This window comes from Mycobacterium sp., from assembly GCF_004298145.1.
Taxonomy (GTDB): Bacteria; Actinomycetota; Actinomycetes; order Mycobacteriales; family Mycobacteriaceae; genus Mycobacterium.
Genome location: NZ_SCRH01000038.1, coordinates 46,239 through 67,284 on the forward strand (window position 1 = coordinate 46,239; position 21,046 = coordinate 67,284).

The 21,046-nt window shown below is 66.8% G+C and carries 23 protein-coding genes and 2 pseudogenes; 10 read left to right on the top strand and 15 right to left on the bottom strand.

Annotated features, from left to right (window positions below; all coding sequences use genetic code 11):
• The first annotated feature begins 65 nt into the window (after nt 1-65).
• The 4 genes from EPN51_RS13880 (at nt 66) to EPN51_RS13895 (ending at nt 4,841) form a co-directional block, all read left to right on the top strand.
• Nucleotides 66-734 carry a hypothetical protein gene (locus tag EPN51_RS13880; RefSeq protein WP_293043487.1) on the top strand — a complete coding sequence of 223 codons (669 nt, stop codon included), beginning with the start codon at nt 66-68 and terminating at the stop codon, nt 732-734.
• Nucleotides 735-908: 174 nt separating this feature from the next.
• Nucleotides 909-2,858 (top strand): NAD(P)/FAD-dependent oxidoreductase, encoded by a 1,950-nt coding sequence (locus tag EPN51_RS13885; RefSeq protein WP_293043489.1) that lies wholly within the window; start codon nt 909-911, stop codon nt 2,856-2,858.
• A gap of 10 nt (nt 2,859-2,868) precedes the next feature.
• Nucleotides 2,869-3,894, top strand: a complete 1,026-nt coding sequence (locus tag EPN51_RS13890) for an alcohol dehydrogenase catalytic domain-containing protein (protein WP_293043491.1) — start codon at nt 2,869-2,871, stop codon at nt 3,892-3,894.
• 20 nt (nt 3,895-3,914) lie between these two features.
• Nucleotides 3,915-4,841: a carbon-nitrogen hydrolase family protein gene (locus EPN51_RS13895; RefSeq protein WP_293044053.1), complete on the top strand. Its 927-nt coding sequence runs from the start codon at nt 3,915-3,917 to the stop codon at nt 4,839-4,841.
• Between the two features lie 4 nt (nt 4,842-4,845).
• On the opposite strand, the gene EPN51_RS13900 is transcribed toward EPN51_RS13895, so the two are convergent.
• Together EPN51_RS13900 and dtd are read right to left on the bottom strand one after the other, a co-directional pair.
• On the bottom strand, nt 4,846-5,730 hold the full coding sequence (locus tag EPN51_RS13900; RefSeq protein WP_293043493.1) for a class I SAM-dependent methyltransferase: 885 nt from the start codon (nt 5,728-5,730) through the stop codon (nt 4,846-4,848).
• A gap of 90 nt (nt 5,731-5,820) precedes the next feature.
• Nucleotides 5,821-6,252, bottom strand: a complete 432-nt coding sequence (gene dtd / locus EPN51_RS13905) for a D-aminoacyl-tRNA deacylase (protein WP_293043495.1) — start codon at nt 6,250-6,252, stop codon at nt 5,821-5,823.
• A 51-nt stretch (nt 6,253-6,303) separates the two neighbouring features.
• Here dtd and EPN51_RS13910 point away from each other — a divergent pair, with 51 nt between their 5' ends.
• Both EPN51_RS13910 and EPN51_RS13915 read left to right on the top strand, forming a co-directional pair.
• Nucleotides 6,304-6,609, top strand: coding sequence for an MTH1187 family thiamine-binding protein (locus tag EPN51_RS13910; RefSeq protein ID WP_293043497.1), 306 nt, complete (start codon nt 6,304-6,306; stop codon nt 6,607-6,609).
• Between the two features lie 144 nt (nt 6,610-6,753).
• A complete protein-coding gene (locus EPN51_RS13915) occupies nt 6,754-8,061 on the top strand; it encodes a competence/damage-inducible protein A (RefSeq protein WP_293044055.1) in 1,308 nt (435 codons plus the stop codon).
• Between the two features lie 2 nt (nt 8,062-8,063).
• Here EPN51_RS13915 and EPN51_RS13920 read toward each other — a convergent pair whose 3' ends face one another.
• The gene (locus EPN51_RS13920; protein WP_293043499.1) at nt 8,064-9,416 is read right to left on the bottom strand and encodes an MFS transporter; all 1,353 of its coding nucleotides are present in this window, start codon (nt 9,414-9,416) and stop codon (nt 8,064-8,066) included.
• Between EPN51_RS13920 and EPN51_RS13925 the strand changes: the two genes are divergently transcribed.
• Both EPN51_RS13925 and EPN51_RS13930 read left to right on the top strand, forming a co-directional pair.
• On the top strand, nt 9,415-10,482 hold the full coding sequence (locus EPN51_RS13925; RefSeq protein WP_293043501.1) for an amidohydrolase family protein: 1,068 nt from the start codon (nt 9,415-9,417) through the stop codon (nt 10,480-10,482). The genes EPN51_RS13920 and EPN51_RS13925 overlap by 2 nt on opposite strands.
• A 51-nt stretch (nt 10,483-10,533) precedes the next feature.
• Nucleotides 10,534-10,923: a phage holin family protein gene (locus tag EPN51_RS13930; protein WP_293043503.1), complete on the top strand. Its 390-nt coding sequence runs from the start codon at nt 10,534-10,536 to the stop codon at nt 10,921-10,923.
• A 2-nt stretch (nt 10,924-10,925) separates the two neighbouring features.
• Here the strand turns inward: EPN51_RS13930 and EPN51_RS13935 are convergent, their stop codons facing one another.
• From EPN51_RS13935 to EPN51_RS13965, 7 genes and pseudogenes are all read right to left on the bottom strand, one after another.
• The gene (locus tag EPN51_RS13935; protein WP_293043505.1) at nt 10,926-11,870 is read right to left on the bottom strand and encodes an FAD-dependent oxidoreductase; all 945 of its coding nucleotides are present in this window, start codon (nt 11,868-11,870) and stop codon (nt 10,926-10,928) included.
• Between the two features lie 247 nt (nt 11,871-12,117).
• Nucleotides 12,118-12,636 (bottom strand): annotated as a pseudogene (locus EPN51_RS13940) (hypothetical protein); the annotation flags it as partial.
• Nucleotides 12,637-12,730: 94 nt separating this feature from the next.
• Nucleotides 12,731-13,225, bottom strand: coding sequence for an SRPBCC family protein (locus EPN51_RS13945; protein WP_293043506.1), 495 nt, complete (start codon nt 13,223-13,225; stop codon nt 12,731-12,733).
• Nucleotides 13,225-13,866 (bottom strand): nitroreductase family protein, encoded by a 642-nt coding sequence (locus tag EPN51_RS13950; protein WP_293043508.1) that lies wholly within the window; start codon nt 13,864-13,866, stop codon nt 13,225-13,227. Before EPN51_RS13950 ends, EPN51_RS13945 begins: the two co-directional genes overlap by 1 nt.
• A gap of 21 nt (nt 13,867-13,887) precedes the next feature.
• Nucleotides 13,888-14,370: a carboxymuconolactone decarboxylase family protein gene (locus EPN51_RS13955; RefSeq protein WP_293043510.1), complete on the bottom strand. Its 483-nt coding sequence runs from the start codon at nt 14,368-14,370 to the stop codon at nt 13,888-13,890.
• Nucleotides 14,371-14,435: 65 nt separating this feature from the next.
• Complete coding sequence (locus tag EPN51_RS13960) at nt 14,436-15,407, bottom strand: nitronate monooxygenase (RefSeq protein WP_293044057.1); 972 nt, start codon at nt 15,405-15,407, stop codon at nt 14,436-14,438.
• Nucleotides 15,408-15,484: 77 nt separating this feature from the next.
• Nucleotides 15,485-16,084: a TetR/AcrR family transcriptional regulator gene (locus EPN51_RS13965; RefSeq protein WP_293043512.1), complete on the bottom strand. Its 600-nt coding sequence runs from the start codon at nt 16,082-16,084 to the stop codon at nt 15,485-15,487.
• 104 nt (nt 16,085-16,188) lie between these two features.
• Between EPN51_RS13965 and EPN51_RS13970 the strand changes: the two genes are divergently transcribed.
• Complete coding sequence (locus EPN51_RS13970) at nt 16,189-17,757, top strand: NAD(P)/FAD-dependent oxidoreductase (protein ID WP_293043514.1); 1,569 nt, start codon at nt 16,189-16,191, stop codon at nt 17,755-17,757.
• A gap of 1 nt (nt 17,758) precedes the next feature.
• Here the strand turns inward: EPN51_RS13970 and EPN51_RS13975 are convergent, their stop codons facing one another.
• From EPN51_RS13975 to EPN51_RS13995, 5 genes and pseudogenes are all read right to left on the bottom strand, one after another.
• Nucleotides 17,759-18,613, bottom strand: a complete 855-nt coding sequence (locus EPN51_RS13975) for a lipase family protein (protein ID WP_293043516.1) — start codon at nt 18,611-18,613, stop codon at nt 17,759-17,761.
• 17 nt (nt 18,614-18,630) lie between these two features.
• A complete protein-coding gene (locus EPN51_RS13980) occupies nt 18,631-19,239 on the bottom strand; it encodes a YbhB/YbcL family Raf kinase inhibitor-like protein (RefSeq protein ID WP_293043518.1) in 609 nt (202 codons plus the stop codon).
• 66 nt (nt 19,240-19,305) lie between these two features.
• Nucleotides 19,306-19,752 (bottom strand): SRPBCC family protein, encoded by a 447-nt coding sequence (locus EPN51_RS13985; protein WP_293043520.1) that lies wholly within the window; start codon nt 19,750-19,752, stop codon nt 19,306-19,308.
• 59 nt (nt 19,753-19,811) lie between these two features.
• Nucleotides 19,812-19,925: pseudogene (locus EPN51_RS13990) on the bottom strand (SRPBCC domain-containing protein); the annotation flags it as partial.
• A complete protein-coding gene (locus EPN51_RS13995; protein WP_293043522.1) occupies nt 19,922-20,248 on the bottom strand; it encodes a metalloregulator ArsR/SmtB family transcription factor in 327 nt (108 codons plus the stop codon). The gene EPN51_RS13995 and the pseudogene EPN51_RS13990, both read right to left, overlap by 4 nt.
• Nucleotides 20,249-20,330: 82 nt before the next feature.
• Here EPN51_RS13995 and EPN51_RS14000 point away from each other — a divergent pair, with 82 nt between their 5' ends.
• Entirely contained in the window at nt 20,331-21,044 is a 714-nt protein-coding gene (locus EPN51_RS14000; RefSeq protein ID WP_293043524.1) for an MBL fold metallo-hydrolase, read from the top strand.
• The last annotated feature ends 2 nt before the right edge of the window (nt 21,045-21,046 follow it).

A 21,046-nucleotide genomic window follows, 5' to 3' on the forward strand; every position in this document is an offset into this window, starting at 1 on the left:
CAAAGCCCGGGGTCGCTCGTCGCGATTCGCATGCGGACCGACGACCGTGAGCCTAGGGTCGACGAATGAACTGGATGACGCTGGTGGTCAACGCCGTCGTACCGCTTGCATCCGTGATTTCGAGCGCAACCGTCGCGATCTGGACGAAGCGCATCGACGCCAAGAACAAGGTGGAAGACCGCCGCCACGAACGCGTGCTCGACTTCGAGAAGCGGGCGGCCGATGACAAGAAAGCCGTGTTGAAGTCGCTCATCTCCGCGACCGTATACGTCAAACGCGCGGCCCAATATGAAGGGGCCGGCACCGCCGAGGAGATCGCGAGCCAGCGGCGCGCCGAGGCCATCCGGGAGCTCTACGACTTCCGCATGCGCCTGGGCCTGGACGACGGGGTAGCCGAGCTGTTGGTCTACGCCGCGCCACCGGTGCGCGACCTGGTGAGTCTGCTACTCGACGAGTGGGATCGTCAGTTTCGCGAGCATGGCTATTCGCTGACCCAATTGGATTCGTGCAAACGGGAATTGGCGCAGACCACGGCCTGCCCCGCCCCACGTGAGGACGTGACCGTGTATTACGAGGGCGAACTCAAGTGGTCCGAGCTGAGGAAGGTGGAGACGGTCTGGCTGGAGAGGTTGGGCAGGGAATCGGGTCTCGATCTCGACGCACTCGTGGATCTCTGCGACCGCACTCTGGAGGCCGCGCACAAGGACTTGCGTGGCGGATACGGGCTCGAGTAAATCGGTGCCCACCACGTACCGGCGCCTTCCACCACTGCAACGCCGCGAGGCCGACGGACCGCGAGCCTGCCGGATCCCTTGATCCCGCGCCGAGCAACCGGGTAGCGTAGTGCTGCCAATTACGAAACTATGCGTAGCGTAATTGGCCTCCAGGCCACCGAGAGGATCTCCCTGATGCGCAGCCGCTACGCCGGCGATCCCTTCACCACTTCCACACCCGAGATCGCCGCCGCGCTAGAGGATGTCAGCGTCCCCACGCTGTTGCTCTCGCTCGTCCATATCACCGGCGACCCACGATTCATCCGCGACTTCAAGCAGATGGGCGTCTTCCTCAACGAGGTCCAGGGGTTCATGTCGGAGGAGGACAAGGCCCGGGCGCGCGCCGAGGCGCTATCGGTGATCACCGAGTATCGGGATCGCGGTTGCCCCGAACCGGAGCCGCTGAGCCCCGAACTCATCCGGGAAATGCTGGACTGGGCGGCGTGTGAGCACGTTCCCGACGACTACCTGTCGCTGGTCTGCGAGGAGCTGGATCTCGACGGCGTCGACCCCCGCCGGCCCGCCGCCCTGCCGGCCGAGCGCGCGGCACAGCTTCCGGTGCTGATCGTCGGATGCGGCGAATCGGGCATCCTCGCCGGCGTGCGCCTCAAGCAAGCCAACATTCCGTTCACCATCGTCGAGAAGAACGCGGGACCCGGCGGAACATGGTGGGAGAACAGCTATCCCGGTGCCCGGGTGGATGTGGCGAACCATTTCTATTGCTACAGCTTCGAACCCAACAACGACTGGACCCATTTCTTCGCCGAGCAATACGAGCTGCGGGACTATTTCACCAAGGTCATCAACGACCACGACCTGGCCGGCGGGGTGCGTTGGCAGACCGAGGTTCTCGCGGCCGAATGGAACGACGACGACGGCACGTGGAACGTTTCGCTGCGATCGGCCGATGGCGACACCACCACCCTGCGCGCACGGGCGCTCATCACCGCAGTGGGCCAGTTGAACAGGCCCAACATTCCCGACTTCGCCGGAGCGCGGACCTTCGGGGGCCCGTCGTTTCATTCGGCGGCCTGGGATCACTCGGTCGATCTGAAAGGCAAGCGGGTCGCGCTCGTCGGCGCCGGCGCCAGCGGGTTCCAGATCGCCCCCGCGATCGCCGGGGACGTCGAGCACCTCACCGTGTTCCAGCGGACCGCGCAGTGGATGTTCCCCAACCCGATGTATCACGACGAGGTCGGCGACGGTGTGCGCTGGGCGATCCGCCACCTGCCGTTCTATGGGAGGTGGTACCGCTTCCTGGTGCTGTGGCCCGGCTCGGACAAGGGTCTCGACGCCGCCGAAGGCGACCCGGACTACGCCGATCAGGACCACGCCGTCAGCGACATCAATGCCGCCGCGCACATGATGTTCTCCCAGTGGATCACCAGCCAGGTCGGCGAAGACTCGGAGTTGTTGGCCAAGGTGATGCCGGACTATCCCGCCTGCGGCAAACGCACCCTGCAGGACAATGGCAGCTGGCTGAGGACACTGCAGCGCGACAACGTCGAATTGGTGCGCACCTCCATCGAGAGGATCACGCCGCGCGGCATTGTCACCGAAGACGGTGTGGCACACGACGTCGACGTCATCGTCTACGCCACCGGATTCCGGCACACCGATGTGCTGTGGCCGCTGAATGTGACCGGCCGCAACGGGGTCGACCTGCACGAGATGTGGGGGAGCAGGCCCTATGCCTACCTCGGGATCACCGTTCCGGAATTCCCGAACTTCTTCATCGTCTACGGGCCCGGGACCCACCTCGCCCACGGCGGCAGCCTGATCTTCCAGTCCGAGCTGCAGATGCGCTACATAGACCAGTGCCTGGCGCACCTGGCCGAGACCGACGTGCATTCGATCGAACCGAAACCCGACGCCGCCACGGATTGGCACCGACGGACGCAGACCCAGATCAAGAAGATGGTGTGGTCGCATCCGGCGGTCAGGCACTCGTATTTCAAGAACCCCGACGGCGAGATCCACACCGTCAGCCCGTGGCGTCTCAACGAGTACTGGTCGGCGGTGCGTGAGCCCGATTGGTCGCAATTCGTGGTGCGACAGAAAGATCAAGCGCGACAAGGGAAGTGAGCACGCAAATATGCGCACGGTAGTGGTCGATGGGCCGCGTAGCATCCGGGTCGACACCCGCCCCGATCCGGGGCTTCCCGGTCCCGACGGAGCGATCGTCGAGGTGAGTGCCGCCGGAATCTGCGGATCCGACCTGCATTTCTACGAGGCCGACTTTCCGATGCCCGCCGCGATCGCCCTCGGCCACGAAGCCGTCGGCACTGTCGTGGACGCCGGACCTCAGGTGCGCAACGTCAAGGTCGGCGATCAGGTCATGGTGTCGTCGGTCGCGGGCTGCGGCACCTGCGCGGGGTGTGCCACCCGCGATCCGGTCATGTGCCACTCCGGCTTTCAGATCTTCGGCGGCGGCGTGCTCGGCGGCGCGCAGGCCGATCTGCTGGCAGTGCCCGCCGCCGATTTCCAGCTGTGCAAGATGCCCGAGGGGATCAGCACCGAACAGGCGTTGCTGCTCACCGACAATCTCGCCACCGGCTGGGCCGCGGCGCAGCGCGCCGACATTCCCTTCGGCGGCACCGTGGCGGTCATCGGCCTGGGGGCGGTCGGCCTGTGCTCACTACGCAGCGCGATCTTTCAGGGCGCCGCAACAGTTTTCGCGGTTGACCAGGTCGACGGCCGGTTGCAGCGCGCCGCCCAGTGGGGGGCAACGCCCGTCAAAGCGCCGGCGCTCGAGGCCATCCTCGACGTCACCGGGGGCCGCGGCGCCGACGCGGTGATCGACGCCGTCGCCACGGACGCGTCCCTCACCGAGGCGCTGAACGCCGTACGGCCGGGTGGAACCGTCTCGGTCGTCGGTGTGCACGATATGAATCCGTTTCCCCTCAACGCCCTGGGCTGCCTGATTCGCAGCATCACGCTGCGAATGACGACGGCGCCGGTGCAGCGCACCTGGCCGGAATTGATCCCGCTGCTGCAGTCCGGCCGCCTCGATGTCGACGGCATCTTCACCACGACAATGCGCTTGGACGAAGCGGCCAAAGGCTACGCGACCGCGGAGTCGCGAACGGGCGATGATGTGAAGATCCTGTTGAAGCCTTAGCTTTTTATGGCAGCATGATCATCATGCGTTGTGCCGCAATTCAGCTCGAAGCCGTGCCCGCCGACGTCGACGCCAACCTGGCCACCACCGAACGTCTCGTCGAACAGGCGGTTGCCGCGGGTGCGGAGACCATCGCGTTGCCGGAGTTCTTCACCACCGGAGTCGGCTTCTGGCCCGAACTCGCCGACGCCGCATTACCGCCCGACGGCAAAGCCACCGAACTTCTGCTGAGCCTTGCGCAGCGCCACGGCGTCATGATCGGCGGTTCGTTGCTGATCCGGGATCCTGACGGAAACGTGCGCAATGCCTACCTTCTCGTCACCGCGGAGGGCGTCGCCGGCCGCCACGACAAAGACCTGCCGACGATGTGGGAGAACGCGTTTTACGTGGGCGGCCACGACGACGGCGTGATCGAGACGGGGACTTTGACAGTGGGCGCGGCGGTCTGTTGGGAGTTGATGCGCACCCAAACAGTGCGCCGCCTGCGTGGACGTATCGATCTGGCGATGACCGGTTCGGGCTGGTGGTCGATCCCCGACTGGTGGCCGAGGGCTAGCTTCCGCCGGATGGAGGCGCGCAACGCGGCGACCGCCACGCGTGCCGCAGCCTCGTTCGCGGGCTATGTCGGGGCCCCTGTGCTGCACGCGGCGCACGCGGGCGCGCTGCACTGCCGCATGCCGTGGCTACCGTTGGACTACGCCGGCCGGTTCGAGGGGGGCACCATGATCGTCGCCGCCGACGGCACGGTGTTGGCCTGCCGAGACCGGACCGACGGCGAAGGCATCGCGGTCGCCGACGTCGAGGTGGGACGCCGCGCCCCGATTGCCCACGCCCCCAAGGGTTTCTGGCTGCACCGGCGCGGCGCGCTGGCCACGATGACATGGCACTACCAACGCCTGCATGGCCGGCGGTACTACCGTCGCCACATCGCGCGAGCCGCGTCCTGAGTGGTTACCGGGTGGCCGTGATGTATTGGGACCGCATGAAACCGTCGATCTTCACGTCGACATCCGGCGGGGTCATTCCGTAACCGGCCTGTAGGACGAGCGTGTTGCGGACGGGTTCGACGGCCCATCCGTGCGCGGCGAGCCACTCCGCGGGGTCGGACTGCGGTTCGTATGTCAGCGCCGAAAAGTCGACATTGCCGGACACATTGACCCCCGGGTGAGTCGCCTCCAAGGCGTGGATCTGGTCGCGGTCCAGCCGCGACCCCAGTGCGCCGATCGCGACCCGGCTGCCCGGCGCGCTGAGCCCGCTGATCCGGGTGAAGAGCGCGTGCTGCGCCTCGTCGGTCAGGTAGGGGAGCACCCCCTCCACCGACCAGGCGCTCGGGCTCTCGACGTCGAATCCGGCCGCCTCGAGCGGCCGCGACCAGTCGGTGCGCAGATCGGCGGCGACCGCGATTCTGTGCGCCTTCGGCGCGGCGCCCTGCTCGCCGAGCACGCGTGCCTTGAATTCGAGCACCTTCGGCAAATCGACTTCGAAGACCTTTGTGCCCTCGGGCCATTCCAGGCGGAACGCGCGCGAATCCAGCCCGGCGGCGACAATCACCGCCTGCCGGATGCCCGCCTGCGCGGAGGCGACGAAGAAGTCGTCGAAGAATCGGGTCTGCACGCCGTACAGGCGCGGGAAGGCCATCTCATCCTCGGAGCTACCCGGATTGGCGAGCACCCCCGCCAGATACGGGTCGCGCGAGGCGGCAATGAAGACTTTCGCGTATTCGTCGCGCACCAATGGCTGCGGGCTCACGGCATGCAGCGCCCGCCAACCCGTCACGAGCAGCGCGGTGTAACCGACGCTGGTGACGATGTCCCAGTTGTCATCGTCGGCGCGCATCGATCCGAATTCAGGTGTCGCGCCCAAGGTCGCCCTCCCGTCGCCGCGGCCAGGAAAAGCCGGCTTTCCCAACGTACCCGCGGGCCGGTCTCAAAGTTCCAGCAACACCGTTACGGGACCGTCGTTCACCAACTCGACCTGCATGTTGGCGCCGAACGCCCCGGTCTGTACGTCGGCGCCCAGCTCCCGCAACACCGCCGCGAAGTCCGCCACCAGCGGCTCGGCGACCGCCCCCGGCGCGGCCGCATTCCATGACGGGCGGCGGCCCTTGGCGGTATCGGCGTAGAGGGTGAACTGGCTGACGACCAGGATGGGGGCGCCGGCGTCGGACGCGGACCGCTCCTCGGCGAGAATCCTTAGGTTCCAAAGCTTCTCGGCGAGCCGCCGTGCCTTGTCGTGATCATCGGTATGGGTGACGCCGACGAACGCCAACAGGCCCTGCCCATCCGGCCGGATCGCGCCCACCACCGCGCCGCCGACCGACACCGTTGCCGACGAGACCCGTTGCACCAACACCCGCATGGGCCTCGATGCTGCCAGACCGGCCGGCACCCGGTTGGGTACGCTCGGTGAGTGTCCGTGCTCGTCGCGTTTTCCGTCACCCCGATGGGGGTCGGCGAGGGTGTCGGCGAAATCGTCGCCGACGCGGTTCGGGTGGTGCGCGAGTCCGGCCTGGCCAACAAGACCGATTCGATGTTCACGGTGATCGAGGGTGAAACGTGGGAAGAAGTCATGGCCGTCGTGCAGCGCGCGGTCGAGGCTGTGGCCGCCCGCGCGCCCAGGGTCAGTACCGTGATCAAGGTCGACTGGCGCACCGGCGCCACCGACGCCATGACGCGGAAGGTCGCCTCGGTCGAGCGTTACCTCTCTGACGGCTAGGCCCGCACCGCCGCCCGAAACGCTCGCTCGGCCCCGTCGGTGATCGTGTCGACTTCGAGCTTGGTCACGCCGGCCTGAAGTACCTCTAACCCGATCATCGGCTCTTAGGCTCCCAAAAGCGTCCCGCAGTCCGTGCGTAGGCTCATCCCGGTGAGCGCACGCGCGGGCATCGTTGTCACCGGAACAGAGGTCCTCACCGGCCGTGTCCAAGACGCAAACGGTCCCTGGATCGCCGATCGCCTCCTGGAGCTGGGTGTCGAGCTGGCGCACATCACGATCTGCGGCGACCGCCCGGCCGACATCGAGGCCCAGCTGCGTTTCCTCGCTGATCAGGGTGTGGACCTGATCGTCACCAGCGGCGGCCTGGGGCCCACGGCCGACGATATGACCGTCGAGGTGGTGGCGCGCTTCTGCGAGCGGGAGCTGGTGTTGGACGCCGAGGTCGAAGAGAAGATCGCGAACATCCTCAAAAAGCTGATGGCGCGCAATCCCGCGTTCCAATCCACCTTGGATCCCGGCACTTTCGAGTCTTTGCGGGCCGCCAATCGTAAACAGGCGATGGTTCCGGCCGGGGCGCAGGTGCTCGACCCGGTTGGCACCGCGCCCGGGGTGGTCGTGCCCGGCAGACCCACCGTGGTCGTGCTCCCGGGGCCGCCGCGCGAACTGCAGCCGATGTGGCACACGGCGATCCAGACATCGGCGGCGCAGGACGCGATCGCCGGCCGGACCATCTATCGGCAGCAGATGCTGCGGATGTTCGGGCTGCCCGAATCGGGGCTGGCCGAAACGCTGCGCGATGCCGAAAAGGTCGTGCCCGGCTTCGGGCAACTCGAGATCACCACCTGCCTGCGGCGGGGAGAGATCGAAATGGTCACCCGCTACGAGCCGGACGCCGCCGACGCGTACGCCCGGCTCACCAAGCTACTGCGAGAAAGGCACGGGCGTCAGCTCTACTCCGAGGACGGCTCGCGCGTCGACGATCTGGTTGCCCAACTGCTGGCCGGCCACCGGATTGCGACGGCGGAGTCCTGCACCGCGGGGCTACTCGCGGCGCGGCTGACCGACCGGCCCGGATCGTCGGACTATGTGGCCGGCGGCGTGGTGTCGTACTCGAACGAGGCGAAAGCGGAGTTGCTGGGCGTCGCCCCGGCGCTGATCGAGACGCATGGCGCGGTGTCCGAGCCGGTGGCCGAGGCGATGGCCGCGGGCGCGCTGCAACGCTTCGGCGCCGACACCGCGGTCGCGATCACCGGAATCGCCGGACCGGGTGGGGGTACGGAGGAGAAGCCGGTGGGCACGGTCTGTTTCAGCGTGACGGTGGGTCCGCCCGGTTCAGCGGGCCGCACGGATACCCGCACACTGCGTCTTCCCGGCAACCGGTCGGATATCCGGGAGCGCTCGACGACGGTGGCCATGCACCTGCTGCTGCGCTTGCTGAGCGACACCGAATAACTTCACCTCACTTCGGTTGCAAGAAAAGCGCTTTCCGTCGTGCCGAAGCGGATTCCCGTGGCGTCTTTCCCGATCAGCGTCAGCACCGTGACCGCGATCAGCACCGGCACGATCGTCGCCGCCAACGCAAACGGGTAGCCGTGGGTCTCGGCGAGACGTTCCTGGATCGGCAAATTGAACGCCGCCAACAGGTTTCCCAGTTGGTAGGTCACGCCGGGGTAGAGGCCGCGGATGGCGTCGGGGGACATCTCGGTGAGGTGGGCGGGGATCACGCCCCACGCGCCCTGCACGAAGAGCTGCATCGCAAACGAACCCAGGCACAGCAGGGCCGCGCTGCGTGAGTATGCGAACAGCGGCACGACCGGTAGCGCCAAAACCGCGCAGAAGACGACCGTGTAGCGGCGACCCCATCGCTGCGACAGCGTGCCGAACACCAGGCCTCCGATGATGGCGCCGACGTTGTAGACCACCACGATCCACTTGACCGTCGTGCTGGACAGGCCGGGGCCTTGATTGGCGTGCGCACCCAAGAACGTGGGGTAGACATCCTGTGTGCCGTGGCTCATCCAGTTGAAGGCCGTCATCAGCAACACCAGGTAGACGAATCGCCGGATGATCGCGCCGTTGCGCAGCACGTCGCGGATTCTGGTGCTGGTGAGCTTCATCCGGTCTTGGGCGGCCTCCCACACCTCGGACTCCTCCACCCGGTAGCGAATGACCAGGCTGATCAGGGCGGGGACGATGCTCAGGCCGAACAGCCAGCGCCAGGACAGCCCGAGCCAATCCATCACCACCAGGGAGGCGACGGTCGCCAGCAGGTAGCCGAATGCGTAGCCCTCCTGCAGCAGCCCGGAGAAAAATCCGCGTCGCTGGGCGGGAACCTTCTCCATGGCGAGCGCGGCGCCAAGCCCCCATTCACCGCCCATGCCGATGCCGTACAGCAGTCGCAGGATGACCAGCACGGTGAAGTTGGGCGCGAAGGCGCACAGGAAGCCCACGACGGAATAGAACATGACGTCGACCATCAGGGGCAGCCGCCGACCGACGCGGTCGGCCCACAGCCCGAACAGCAGCGCGCCGACGGGACGCATGATCAGGGTGGCCGTGGTGACGAACGCGACCTCGGCCTTGCTGTGGTGGAACGTCTTTGCGATGTCGGCGTAGACGAGCACCACGATGAAGTAATCGAAGGCGTCCATCGTCCAGCCCAACAACGCCGCGATGAACGAGTTTCGCTGATCGGCGGTCAACTTCTGTTGAGGACTCGGTGTGGTCACGTCAGCATCGTGGCCTACCGGGCCCGCCGGCGCGACCTGTTTCGCCACGCACCGTCCGAGAGTAAGTTCCGGATACATGCGGATCATCGACGCCGACGGCCATGTCGCCGAAAATTCTTCGCTGGCAGTCGAAGCGATCAAACGATGGCCGGAACATGTCAGGCCCAGCACGCACGGGCGGCTCGGGTTGACGGTCGAAGGCCGCAACTATCCCGAGGACCGTGGGCCGGGCGCCGGCTGTCCGCCCGAACATGGGATCAGTAAGGCACCCGATATCAACTGCCGGTCGGCCGAAGGCGTGCTGGGCGACGCCGATCGCGATCACATCGACACGATGGTGCTGTACCCCAGCCTCGGCCTGTGCGCGCCGAGTCTGGAGGATCCCGACTTCGCCGCCGGATTCGCCCGCCTCTACAACGAGTGGATCGCCGATTACTGCGCCTCGTCGGGCGGGCGGCTACGAGGCGTCGCGGTAACTCCGATCGAGCATGGACAGCTGGCGATCGACGTCATGACCGAAGCCAAGGACCTTGGGCTGGTGGCGACTTTGGTGCCGCCGGCGCTCAAGACCCGCAACCTCGACCACCCCGACCTCGACCCGTTCTACGCCGCCGCGGTCGAGCTCGGGATGCCGCTGGGCGTGCATGGCGCCCCGGGTATCCATCTGCCCAAGATCGGGGTGGACCGTTTCACGAATTACATTCAGGTGCACTGCATCAGTTTTCCTTTTGACCAGATGACCGCGATGACCGCTTTGGTCTCCGGCGGCGTCTTCGAGCGCCACCCGGAGTTGCGGGTCGCTTTCCTCGAAGCGGGCGCGGGCTGGGTTCCGTTCTTCATCGACCGGCTGCACGAGCATTACGAGAAGCGCGGCGATTGGGTCCAGGGCGGCTGGCGTCGCGATCCGCACGACTATCTGGCCGCGGGCAACATCTGGGTGACGTGTGAGCCGGAAGAACCGATCCTGCCCGGGGTGATCGACGTGCTGGGCGCCGATTTCATCATGTTCGCCAGCGACTACCCGCACTGGGACGGCGAGTGGCCGGAGAGCACCAAGTACCTGCGAACTCGTGCTGATATCAGCGAGGAAGCCCGGGAAAAGATCGGCGGGCGCAACGCGCAGCGTTTCTACAACCTGAACTGATCGCGCCGATTTCCGGCTTACCCGGCCGGGCGGGTGGCAGGATTCCGGGGCATGGGCCCTTTTCTGTTGCGCGCCGCGCTGACCGGCTTTGCGTTGTGGATCGTCACCCTGTTCGTGCACGGCCTGAGCTTCGTGGGTGGCGACACGAAGCTGGAGCGGGTCGGCATCATCTTTGTCGTCGCCGTGATCTTTGGTCTGGTCAACGCGTTCATCAAGCCCGTCGTCCAGATCTTGTCGATCCCGCTCTACATCGTGACGCTGGGCCTGTTCCATGTCGTCATCAACGCGCTGATGCTCTGGATCACCGCGTGGATCACCGAGCACACCACCCACTGGGGCCTGCAGATCGACCACTTCTGGTGGACCGCGATATGGGCCGCGATCGTCTTGTCGGTCGTCAGTTGGTTGCTGTCCTTGATAATTCGCCGCACCGGCGCCTGAGATCAGCGGCTGCCGACCAGGCTCACCACGTCGCGCGCGCAACCCCAGGACAGGGTGACGCCGTTGCCGCCGTGCCCGTAATTGTGAATGCACCGCGCGCGCCCCAGCGGCTCGGCTTCCACACGCACCGAGTCACGGTGGGGACGCAATCCGGTGATGACGTCGATCACCTCGGCTTCGGTGAGTCGCGGCTCGACGCGCCGGCAGCGATCGAGGATCTGTTCGGTGATCTGGGGGTCCGCGGTGGTGTCATAGCGGCCGCCGATGCTCACGCCGCCGCACACCACTCGCTGCGGATGGGGGAAGTAACAGGTGAATTCCGGCTCCCGCGTCATGTCCAGAAACAGTTGTTGCAGACCGGGATTGGTCAGCACGACATGTTGTCCGAATAGCGGCTCGACGGCGTTGTCCCCGGCGAGTTCGCGCGCCTCGAGGCCGGCGCAGTTGACGACGATTCCAGCGGCGTCGGCGGCCTCGGCCAGGGATCGGACGGGATGCTCTTCGATTTCGCAGCCGGCCGCTGCCAGCCGCCGGGTCAGGTAGTCCAGATAGTGCGGCATGTCGATCATCGGCATCGTGCCGCGAAACCCCGAGTCGAAGCCCGCCGGCAGGTCGGCGGGTTCTGCCGGCCGCAGGTCGTGAATCAGTTTCTTCTGGTTTGCGTCGACGTCCCCGACGATCAGCGCCGGCGCCATCAGGACCCCCGTGGTCGGGTGCTGGGCCAGGTCGCGAAATACCCCGAGGGAGTGCTTGTTCCACTCCGCGGCTTTGCCGCTAGGCCGCATCGGCCGCGGCGCGCAGACGGCGCCCGCCACCGCCGAGGTCGTTTTCCGTGGCATTGTGGCCGCCCATACCCGGACCGGCCAGCCCGCCTCGGCCAGGCAAATGGCCGACGTCAGTCCGCTCACGCCGGCGCCGACCACGACGATCTGCTGCGTACTGGTCACGGCGCCACCGTAGCGAAAACACGCCGGCAGCGGGCCGCCGCTGGTCAGCGTCGGGGGCTAGCGCGGCCGATCAGGAATGCGCGGCTTGCGGGGTTACCGGGGTTGCCGGCGCGCCCGCGGGCGCTTGCGGGGTGGCCGGGGCCGCCGGCGCTCGGGGTGCCGGCGCGGGTGCCGGTGCTTGCGGGGCCGGCGCGGGTGCCGGTGCTTGCGGAGCCGGCGACGCTTGCGGGGCGTGCTGTCCGTTCCCGCCCATCAGACTGTTGAGGATGCCGAGCGTGCCCTGCACCGCCGCGGGTGGCGTCTGGGCGGGTGGGACCGCGTCCGGAGTCAGTTGCCAGGGCTGGCAGCCCGAGGTCTTGAACGACTTGTCGCCCGGATCGATCTGAACGACCTGCGGCTTTTTGGTCATTGCGTTGTCAATGAGTGTGCCGTCGGGATTGCCGGTCCGTTTCCAGTAACACGTGCCGTTGCCGACGGGGCCGCCGGAGCTGTAGATGCCGGGCACGATGTCGGTCCCCACCGCGTAGATGCCGTCATTGTCGATGGTGGTTTTCGGCGCCGGCGGCGGGGGAGCCGGTGCGTCCCCCGGCGATCCTGCGGGCGCCGGGGACGCTGAAGGTGCTGGTGGCGCCGCCGGCGACGGCGAAGCGGCCGGCGATGGCGACGCCGCCGGCCCCGGTGCCGGCCCCCGTGTCTCGTCCGGATCGGCGCTGGCAACCACCGTCGACGCGGCCCAGCCCGCGACCGTCAAGCTCGCAGCAGCCAGCCTTACCGCAGTAGCTACTCCACCCATAGGAATCGAGGGTACCGGGGTGACGAACCGAATGCCGTTGTGAAACGAAGAGAGCGGCAAGGAACGCCTAAACGAGCCGTCGCACCCGGCCCGCGTAACCGAGCGCATGTTCGTATGTCTCGAGGTTGTCGCGGGAGATCTTCGCATGCACCGGGCGTTCGAGAAAGAAGCGCAGCACCGGGTTGTAGGCGTGGTACGTCTCGTGGAACGTCAGCACGGTGGTTCCGTCGGGCTGCTCTTCGAGCTGGTGATACCCCTCGGCGCGTGACCACAGCGGGGCGCCGACGGCCACATAACGCGACAGTTTGTTGATCTCGGCTTCGGTCACGGTTTCCCACGAGCGCGCCCGTCCGCCGGTCAGCAGGTATTTGGGCACCTCGAAAATGCAGGTGCGGACCAGTCCCTCGCCGGCTTCGTTGCCCTCGTTGAGGATTTCCATGCTGCCGGTCGGCCACTTGAGCACCCGGGGGCGCGGGGCGTTCGGTGGCGCCGGCGGATGCAGCACCCGCCAGACTTTCCGCGGCGGGGCATCGATGTGGAATCGCACGGTGTAGGACTGCATCACCTTTCTCCTGCAGGCCGTTCCCAGGTGTCCCAATAGGTGATGGTCGCCGCGGGTGGCCGGGCGGCCGGCCGGAAGTCGGTGCCGATCGTGTAGGCGACGGGGAACAGCGCGGCTTGCGTGACGGTGGGCGGAATGCCGAGCAGCTCGGCCACCTCCTTCTCCTTGAACAGATGCATCGTCGTCCAGACCGATCCCAGCCCGCGCGAGCGGAGCGCCAGCAGAAAGCTCCAGCCCGCCGGGATGATCGACGCCCACGCCGCCGCGGCAATGCCCGGTTCGGCGGTGTCGATGCGCTGGTTGAGGCAGGGAATGACGTGCACCGGAACTTGTGCCAGCGTTTCGGTCAGGCTCATCGCGCTCTGGTAAACCCGCTGCGTCTGCGGGTCGGTCGCGTTGTCGGCCGCGTACGCGAGGTACTGCGCACCGATGCTGCGGTAGATCTCGGCGATGGCCGCGCGCTTGTCCGCGTCGGTGATCACCAGCCAACGCCAGTCCTGCGTGTTGCTCGCCGTGGGCGCCTGCATCGCCAGCTGGATGCACTCCAGAATCACGTCGCGGCTGACCGGCCGGGTCAGGTCGAGCCGTTTGCGCACCGACCGTGTGGTGCTCAGCAGTTCGTCGACGGTGGCGATGTCCATGGGTTCCTTCCCGATGCGTGGTTAGAGGTCGATGGCGCAGGACTGGTCGACGCCCAGCACGGTCAACGACCGCCCCAGGCCGAGAAAGACGGCAACGCACAGCGTGAGATCCAGGATCTCCTCGTCCGAGAACGAATCCCGAAGTCGTTGGAAGAACGCATCATTCATGGATGCGTGGTCGTTGGCGAAGCGCTCGGCGTACTCAATGGCAAGGCGCTGACGCGGCGTGTAACCGGGGTAGCTGGCATATGCGGCGACGTTGTCGTACAGCTCGGGTGCCACACCGGCATCCAGCACCGATTGGGCGCGAAAGCCCGAGCACGCGACGCAATCGTTGATCTGTGCGATCCGCATTCTGGCCAGCTCACGCTCGTCGGGAGGCAGGATGCTCTGCTGGTAGGCGCCGCGGATCATGCGTTCGACCATGCCGGCGAGCTGCGGCCGTAGCGTCCAGATCATGGCGGCTTCGCCACCGGGGCCGTCCGGCACGTTGAGACGGGCCATCAGCGAACTCCTGCCCGCAAAAATGAGGTGTCGAGCTGAGCAAACCAGACGCTCAGCTCGGCTGTCTAGGCCCGGGGGTCCCGGTTGAGGATGTGTGCCGCTTCGGCGACCATGTCATCCACGATGTCAGCGGCGGGACGCACATCGCGGACGCGTCCCACCGCTTCGCCGGTCAATATGGCTGCGGTATCGAAATCCTCTGCGGCAACGGCCTTCTCATAGCTGGCGACGGCTTGGGGCAGCTGCGCCGACAGCTCGGCCTCGTTACCGTGCCAGGTGTTCAGGAACGCGTTCCCCAGCGCCCGCGCGTCGTATTCGGCGGGCCAATCGAGGCGCCGCACGACGTCATAGACGCGGGTGCGTACGGTGTCGTCGCCGTCGGCCGCCACGGCGCGCTGCTGCGCTCGCGGTGACACCAACGCCTCCGCCGATGCCCAGAACCTGGTTCCCACGACCGCGCCGTCAGCGCCCAGCGCCAGCGCAGCCGCCAAACCGCGGCCATCGCCAATGCCGCCGGCAGCCACCACCAAGGTGCCGGGCGAGCGTTCGGCCACGAGGTCGACGACTTCGGGCACCAACGTGAAGGTCGACCGCCCGCTCATTCCATGACCGCCCGCCTCGCTGCCCTGCGCCACGATGACCTCCGCCCCGGCGTCCACGGCCCGGCGTGTCTGGTCGAGGTTCTGCACCTGGGCGGAGAGCGAAACGCCGGCCCCGTGGATGCGATCGGCGAACGGCAGCAGATCGCCGAACGACAACATGACCGTCGCCGGTTGCCGGGCCAGCGCGATGTCGAGCACGCCCGGGTCGCGGGCCAGGCTCCAGGTGATGAATCCGCATCCGACCCTGGCCCCACCGGCGTGGTCGAATTCGCGCTCCAGCCATTCGGCATCGCCATAGCCCCCGCCGATGAGGCCCAGCCCACCCGCCGATGTCACCGCCGCCGCGAGCCGGCCCCCCGAGACCAGCGCCATCGGCGCGAGCAGGATGGGGTGCTCGATACCCAAGAAGGCCGTCAGGCGGGTGTGCAATGCCATGGTGTTACTCACTTCAGCACACGGTCGCGCGATGCGAGCGGCTGGCGTGACAATCGCGCCGGAGCTGTGCGGGTCGCTCAGGCAAGCGGCGCCAGTCCGGAGCGCACCAGGCCCAGACTTGCGGCCACGTCTTCACCGAGGTCGCCTGCGCAACCCCTGCGGCCCCAATTCTCCACTGCCGCAACGAGGGCCGCGGCGAGCGCAGAACCCGCGACCTCGGCGAGCAGGTCGATGTCCACCACTTCCGGGTTGCGCGTCCTGACGAAATCGGTGAGCACGCGCGCGAACGAGGACTGCACCACCCGGAGGTGGCCGGCGATCCGGTTGGCGCTGATCAGTTCCGCGCGCGCGCTCGCGGCCTGGCGGACCACTTCGAGGTCGTGTGGGAAGGCGGCGACGCTGGCCAGCACCGCATCGAACAGCGACTCGGACGGCGGGCGTTGCGCGAGCGCCGCGACCAACCATTCCAGCTGCGTCTCGTAGTCCTGGAAAAGAACGGCTTCCTTGGTGGGGAAATGCCGGAAGAAGGTGCGCTCGGTGACACCGGCCTCGCGCGCCAGCTCGGTGACGGTGACATTCGCAAAACCCTTGTGGGCGAAGCTCTTCAACGCCGCACGGCGAAGGGCCTCATGCGTCGATCGTCGTCGTTGTTCATGACGGTTGCCCGGGGCGGTCATCTCAGGGGAGATCGTATCCCAGCCGAAGTGGTCATAACTGACATCTTTCAACTATGTCAGTACTGACATATTCTGCATTCGGTAACCCGACGAAGGCGAGGGTCATGAGCACAACCGATTACGACGCAATCGTGGTGGGGGCCGGGCACAACGGGCTGACCGCCGCGGCGATACTGCAACGCGCGGGCCTGCGCACGGTGTGCCTGGAAGCGAACACCTATGCCGGCGGCATGGCGGCGACGGTCGAATTGATCGACGGCTTCCGATATGAGATCGCCGGTTCGGTGCAGTTCCCCATGGCAAGCCAACTCACCAAGGACCTCGGGCTCGACACGCTGCCGGCGGTGGAGCCCGAGGTGATGTCGACCAACATCGGTGAGCACGGTGAAGAACCCATGATCTTCTATCGCGACCCGATGCAACTGATGACGCACCTGGGCGAGAAACACGGCGTCGACGCCGTCACCGGCATGGCCGAATTGATCGGTTGGAGCCAGGGACCGGCGAAGGCGCTCGGCCGCTTCGACGTACGCCGGCCGCCCAAGACGCTGGACGAGATGTATGCCTGCGCGACCAACGACGCCGAACGCCGGGCCATCCACGAAATGCTGTTCGGCTCGGCCATGGACGTGATCGACCGCTATCTGCCCGACAAGGAAAAGCACGCGGTGATGCGCGGGATGCTGGCATTCCTGGCCGTCAACTCCACCTACCGCGGCCCGTATACACCGGGCAGCGCAACATGTTTGGCGTTCGCGCTTGCGGTGCCCGACGGCGGCACCGCGATGATGACCAAGCTGAAGGGCGGCATCGGCGCACTCACCGAACACCTGCGCGAGCTCTTCATCTCGCACGGCGGCGAGATGCGTTTCCGCACCAAGGCCGAGCAGATCCTCGTCGACCGGCAGAAGGTGACCGGCGTGCGACTGCGCGACGGGTCGACGATCTCGGCGTCGATCGTGGTGTCCAACCTGTCACCCGACGTCACCCTCACCGAGCTCATCGCACCCGAACACGTTCCCGCGGAGCTGATCTCGCGCGTGTCCGGCCGCGACCACCGCGCCTCCTTCGTGCAGATCCACTTCGCCCTGGACGGGCTACCCGAATTCGCCCCGCCGTATGAGTTCCTCAACGCCGACGGCATGCAGCAGTCGGTCGGCATCTTCGGGTCGCCCGAGGAGCAGCAGCTGCACTGGGAAAATTGCCGGCGGGGCATCGTTCCGGCCAGCCCGTCGATGGGCATGCAGATCCCGTCGGTACACGACCCCGGCATGGCGCCGCCCGGCAAGCACGCCGCGAGCGCGTTCGCCTACGCCTTTCCGGTCGAAGTCGAGCGCGAGCAACATGGGCACCTCAAAAACGAGATGGCGCAACGAGTTATCGACAAGATCACCAGGTTTGCGCCGAACTTCAAGGACATCGTGATACGCCACATCACGTTCGCGCCCTACCACATGAACACCATGTTCGGTGCGCCCGACGGCGACTTCTGCCACGGGCTCTTGCACCCAGACCTGATGGGCCCCAATCGGCCCGGCCCGAGAGGCTTCCTCGATTCACCTATCCCGATCGACGGCCTCTACCTCGGTGGCGCCGGCTGCCATGGCGGACCGGGCATCACCTTCACCCCCGGGTACAACGCCGGCTATCAGGTGCTCGACGACATGGCCTGAATCAGGGTTTGCATGCGGCTTCGAGCCCAAGCACGGCGCCACCGGATTGCAGCGACAACAGATATAGGTAGGTCGTCAGCGAATGTTCGCACGACACCGTGTATTTCACCAGGACCTTGGGCGGAAGCGGAATCAACCGGATCGGGTTCAGCTCAACCGGATTGAGTACGTGCTCGTAGTCGATGGGCGGGGGCAACGCGGGGACGATGTCCAAGCGGTTTGCGACGCGGTAGGAGTTCTTGACGACCTGGTCGAATGTGCCCGCAAACAGCGAGTCGCCGGTGCGTGGACTGCCCCAGGTGTAAACGGCCGGATTGGTGAACGCCGTGTTCGCGGCCATGTCAAGAGCGAGCAGTGTCGCGAGTGCCCCTCCCAGGCTGTGCCCACAGACCGTCAGCGAGCCAACGGATTGCGGAAACGGGAGTGTCCCGAGCGCGTCGACCACCGTCGGCGAACCCGGCGCGGCTCCGGTGCGCAGGGACGCGTACATGTTCGTGAAGCCGTCTTCGGTGTGGCCGGCGCCGGCCAGGAACGGGCATGGCACCTGGAGAAAGTCGGCGTCGTGAATCCATTCCAGCCATCCCTCGGTGCCACGGATTGCGATCGCGACGTCGCCCGTCTTGACCTCCTGGCAGATCAGCCCCATGGACACTTCGTCGGCGCCACGCGCCGGGTTCATGTCGGTCGCCAGATCGTTCGCGTAGATCGTGGTCACCACGGTGTAGTCGACGCCGCCGGCGCTCAGGGGTTGACCCGCCTTGTTCGTCAGATCGCTAGGCGACGTCCCATAGGCCGCATTGACGAGCTGAGCGAATTGTATTGCCCGTGTTACGTCGAACGTCGATGGTGTTGGCATGGCGCTCCCGCTCGGATTCAGCCGCCGAACATTCCGGTGAGTTGCGCCTGCGCGGTCGCGGCGCCGGCGATCGTCTGCGCCGCCTCAACGCCGGCCAGACCGCCGGGCAGTCGATACTCGTTGGGCAACTGGTAAAGGGTGAACCGGTAATGATGCGTGCCGGTTCCGGCCGGGGGGCAGGGGCCCTTGTACGCGGATTGGCCCGCCGTGTTCGGCAGGGCGGTCGCCCCGGCCGGGGTCTGACCGTCGGCGGTGCTGCCCGAGCCGGGGGCGATCCCGACGACGACCCAGTGGATGTACACGCCGTTGACAGCGTCGGGGTCGTCCACGACGAGGGCCGCGCCCAGCGGCGCCGACCAGGTCAGCGGGGGCGCGATGTTGGCGCCTTTGCAGGTGTACTGCAACGGAATCGGCGCGCCGTCGGCGAAAGCCGGGCTGCTGATCGTCATCGGTCCGTCCGCGGGCGCGCTCGGCGCCGTGCGGCCGAGGGTGGTGATCTTCGGCGCCGGCGGTGTGGTCTGGTGGCTGTTACCGTGGCCGCCGCAGCCGGCCAAGCCCGGCGCGATCGCCAGCGCACCGATGATCGCCGCGATTCGGTGAAGCGTGCCCGCCGGCGTCGATTCCATGCATAACAGTCTGACTCGCGCGCCCGCGGTGGGGAAGGACCCGATTTTCACCGGACCGCGGTGCCGCTACCTGCCACGCTTCTCGACTTCGAGCACCCGCTTGCGCAGCCCCTCGGTGGCCGTGTCCATCAGGCTCTTGGCCCCCTTCTTCACCAGGAACCCGGGCACCGGCGCCACCAGGTCCACCATCAGCTCGAAGTGGACACGGGTGGAGTCGCCGTCGGGGGTGAGCGTGTACCGACCCTCTTGAGCGCGTTGTTGTTTGGAGCTGACCAGGGTCCAGCCGATGCCGTCGTGGTGAACGGTGTACGCCAGCTCCTGTTCGTCGCTGACGCCGACGAGTTTGACGACCTGTCGGGATCTGGTCGGGTGGTTCTGATCGTCGCGCTCGAGCACTTCGACCTTCTTGTGGGCCGACGACCACTCGGTCAGGGACTCGATGTCGAACAGCACATCCATGATCTCGTCGGGTGTCGCCTCGATGACGACTTCCCGGGAATCGGTGATAGCCATGTCCTGGAAATAGCCGGAGCGGTGCGGCTCGAAACCAGCCGAACGGCGCGTCAGGGACTCGCCCACCACAGCTTCAGCAGCGCGGGTTCGGTCAGCAATCGCCACACCGTGGCCGGTGGCGCCGCCACGACTTGATCCACCCGGATCGTCGCGAACCGTGACGTTTCGGTCATTGAAGCTCCTCTGCTACCTCGGCGAGCTTGGCCAGTCGGGCACGCCAAACCTTCTCGAAGGGATGCAGCCACTCGCGCAACTCCGCCAACGGCTCCGCGGTCAGGCGATAGATGCGATGACGCCCGTGCGGCTGGTCGGCTACCAGCCCCGCCTCACGCAGCACCTTGAGGTGTTCGGCGACCGCCGGCCTGCTGAGTTCGAACCGTTCGCTGAGTTCCCCCGCCGACAGCGGTTGGCGGAAGAGGATCTCCAGCAGTTCGCGCCGCACGGGATTGGCTAAGGCGAGGAAGACGCGATCGACGCTGGCCACGTCCAGCAACATATGTCGGATATTCCCGACATGTCAACTATTTCCGACATAATAAGGCGCCGGCGGGAAGCCGGCGGGCTTACCTTCGGAGGGTATGCATCTCACCTGGGAACGACTGACCAGCGGCGTGCAGCGCTGCCGGCTCCCGTTCTGCGACGTGACCATCGGGCTGGTGTGGGGCAGTGGCGCGGCGTTGCTGGTCGATACCGGGACCACGCTCACCGAGGCGGCCGCGATCGACGCCGACGTCCGGCTGCTCGCCGGGCGCCCGGTGAACCATATTGTCTTGACGCACAAGCACTTCGACCACGTACTGGGTTCGTCGCTGTTCACCGGGGCGCGGGTGCACTGCGCCCCCGAGGTGGCCGAACACCTGTCCTCGGCAACCGACCAGCTCCGCGAGGACGCCCTGCGGCATGGCGCCAACCCCGCCGAGGTGGACGCGGCGATCGCCGCGCTGCGGCCCGCGCCCAGCGGCGGTTACGACGCCGTCGCCGACCTGGGAGACCGGACGGTGGCGATCGCCCACCTCGGCCGTGGCCATACCGCGTCGGACTTGGTGGTGGTCGCGCCCGGAAGGGACGGTGGCGAGCGGGTCGTGGTGTTCACCGGTGACTTGGTGGAAGAGTCCGGCGAGCCCGCGATCGACGCCGACTCCGATGTCGCGGCCTGGCCCGCGACCCTGGACCGGCTGCTGGCGGTCGGCGGCCCCGACGCGATCTACGTCCCGGGCCATGGCGGCGTCGTCGACGCGGGGTTCGTCCGGCGCCAGCGGGACTGGCTGACGCGCCGTGCGGCTGCGCTGTGATC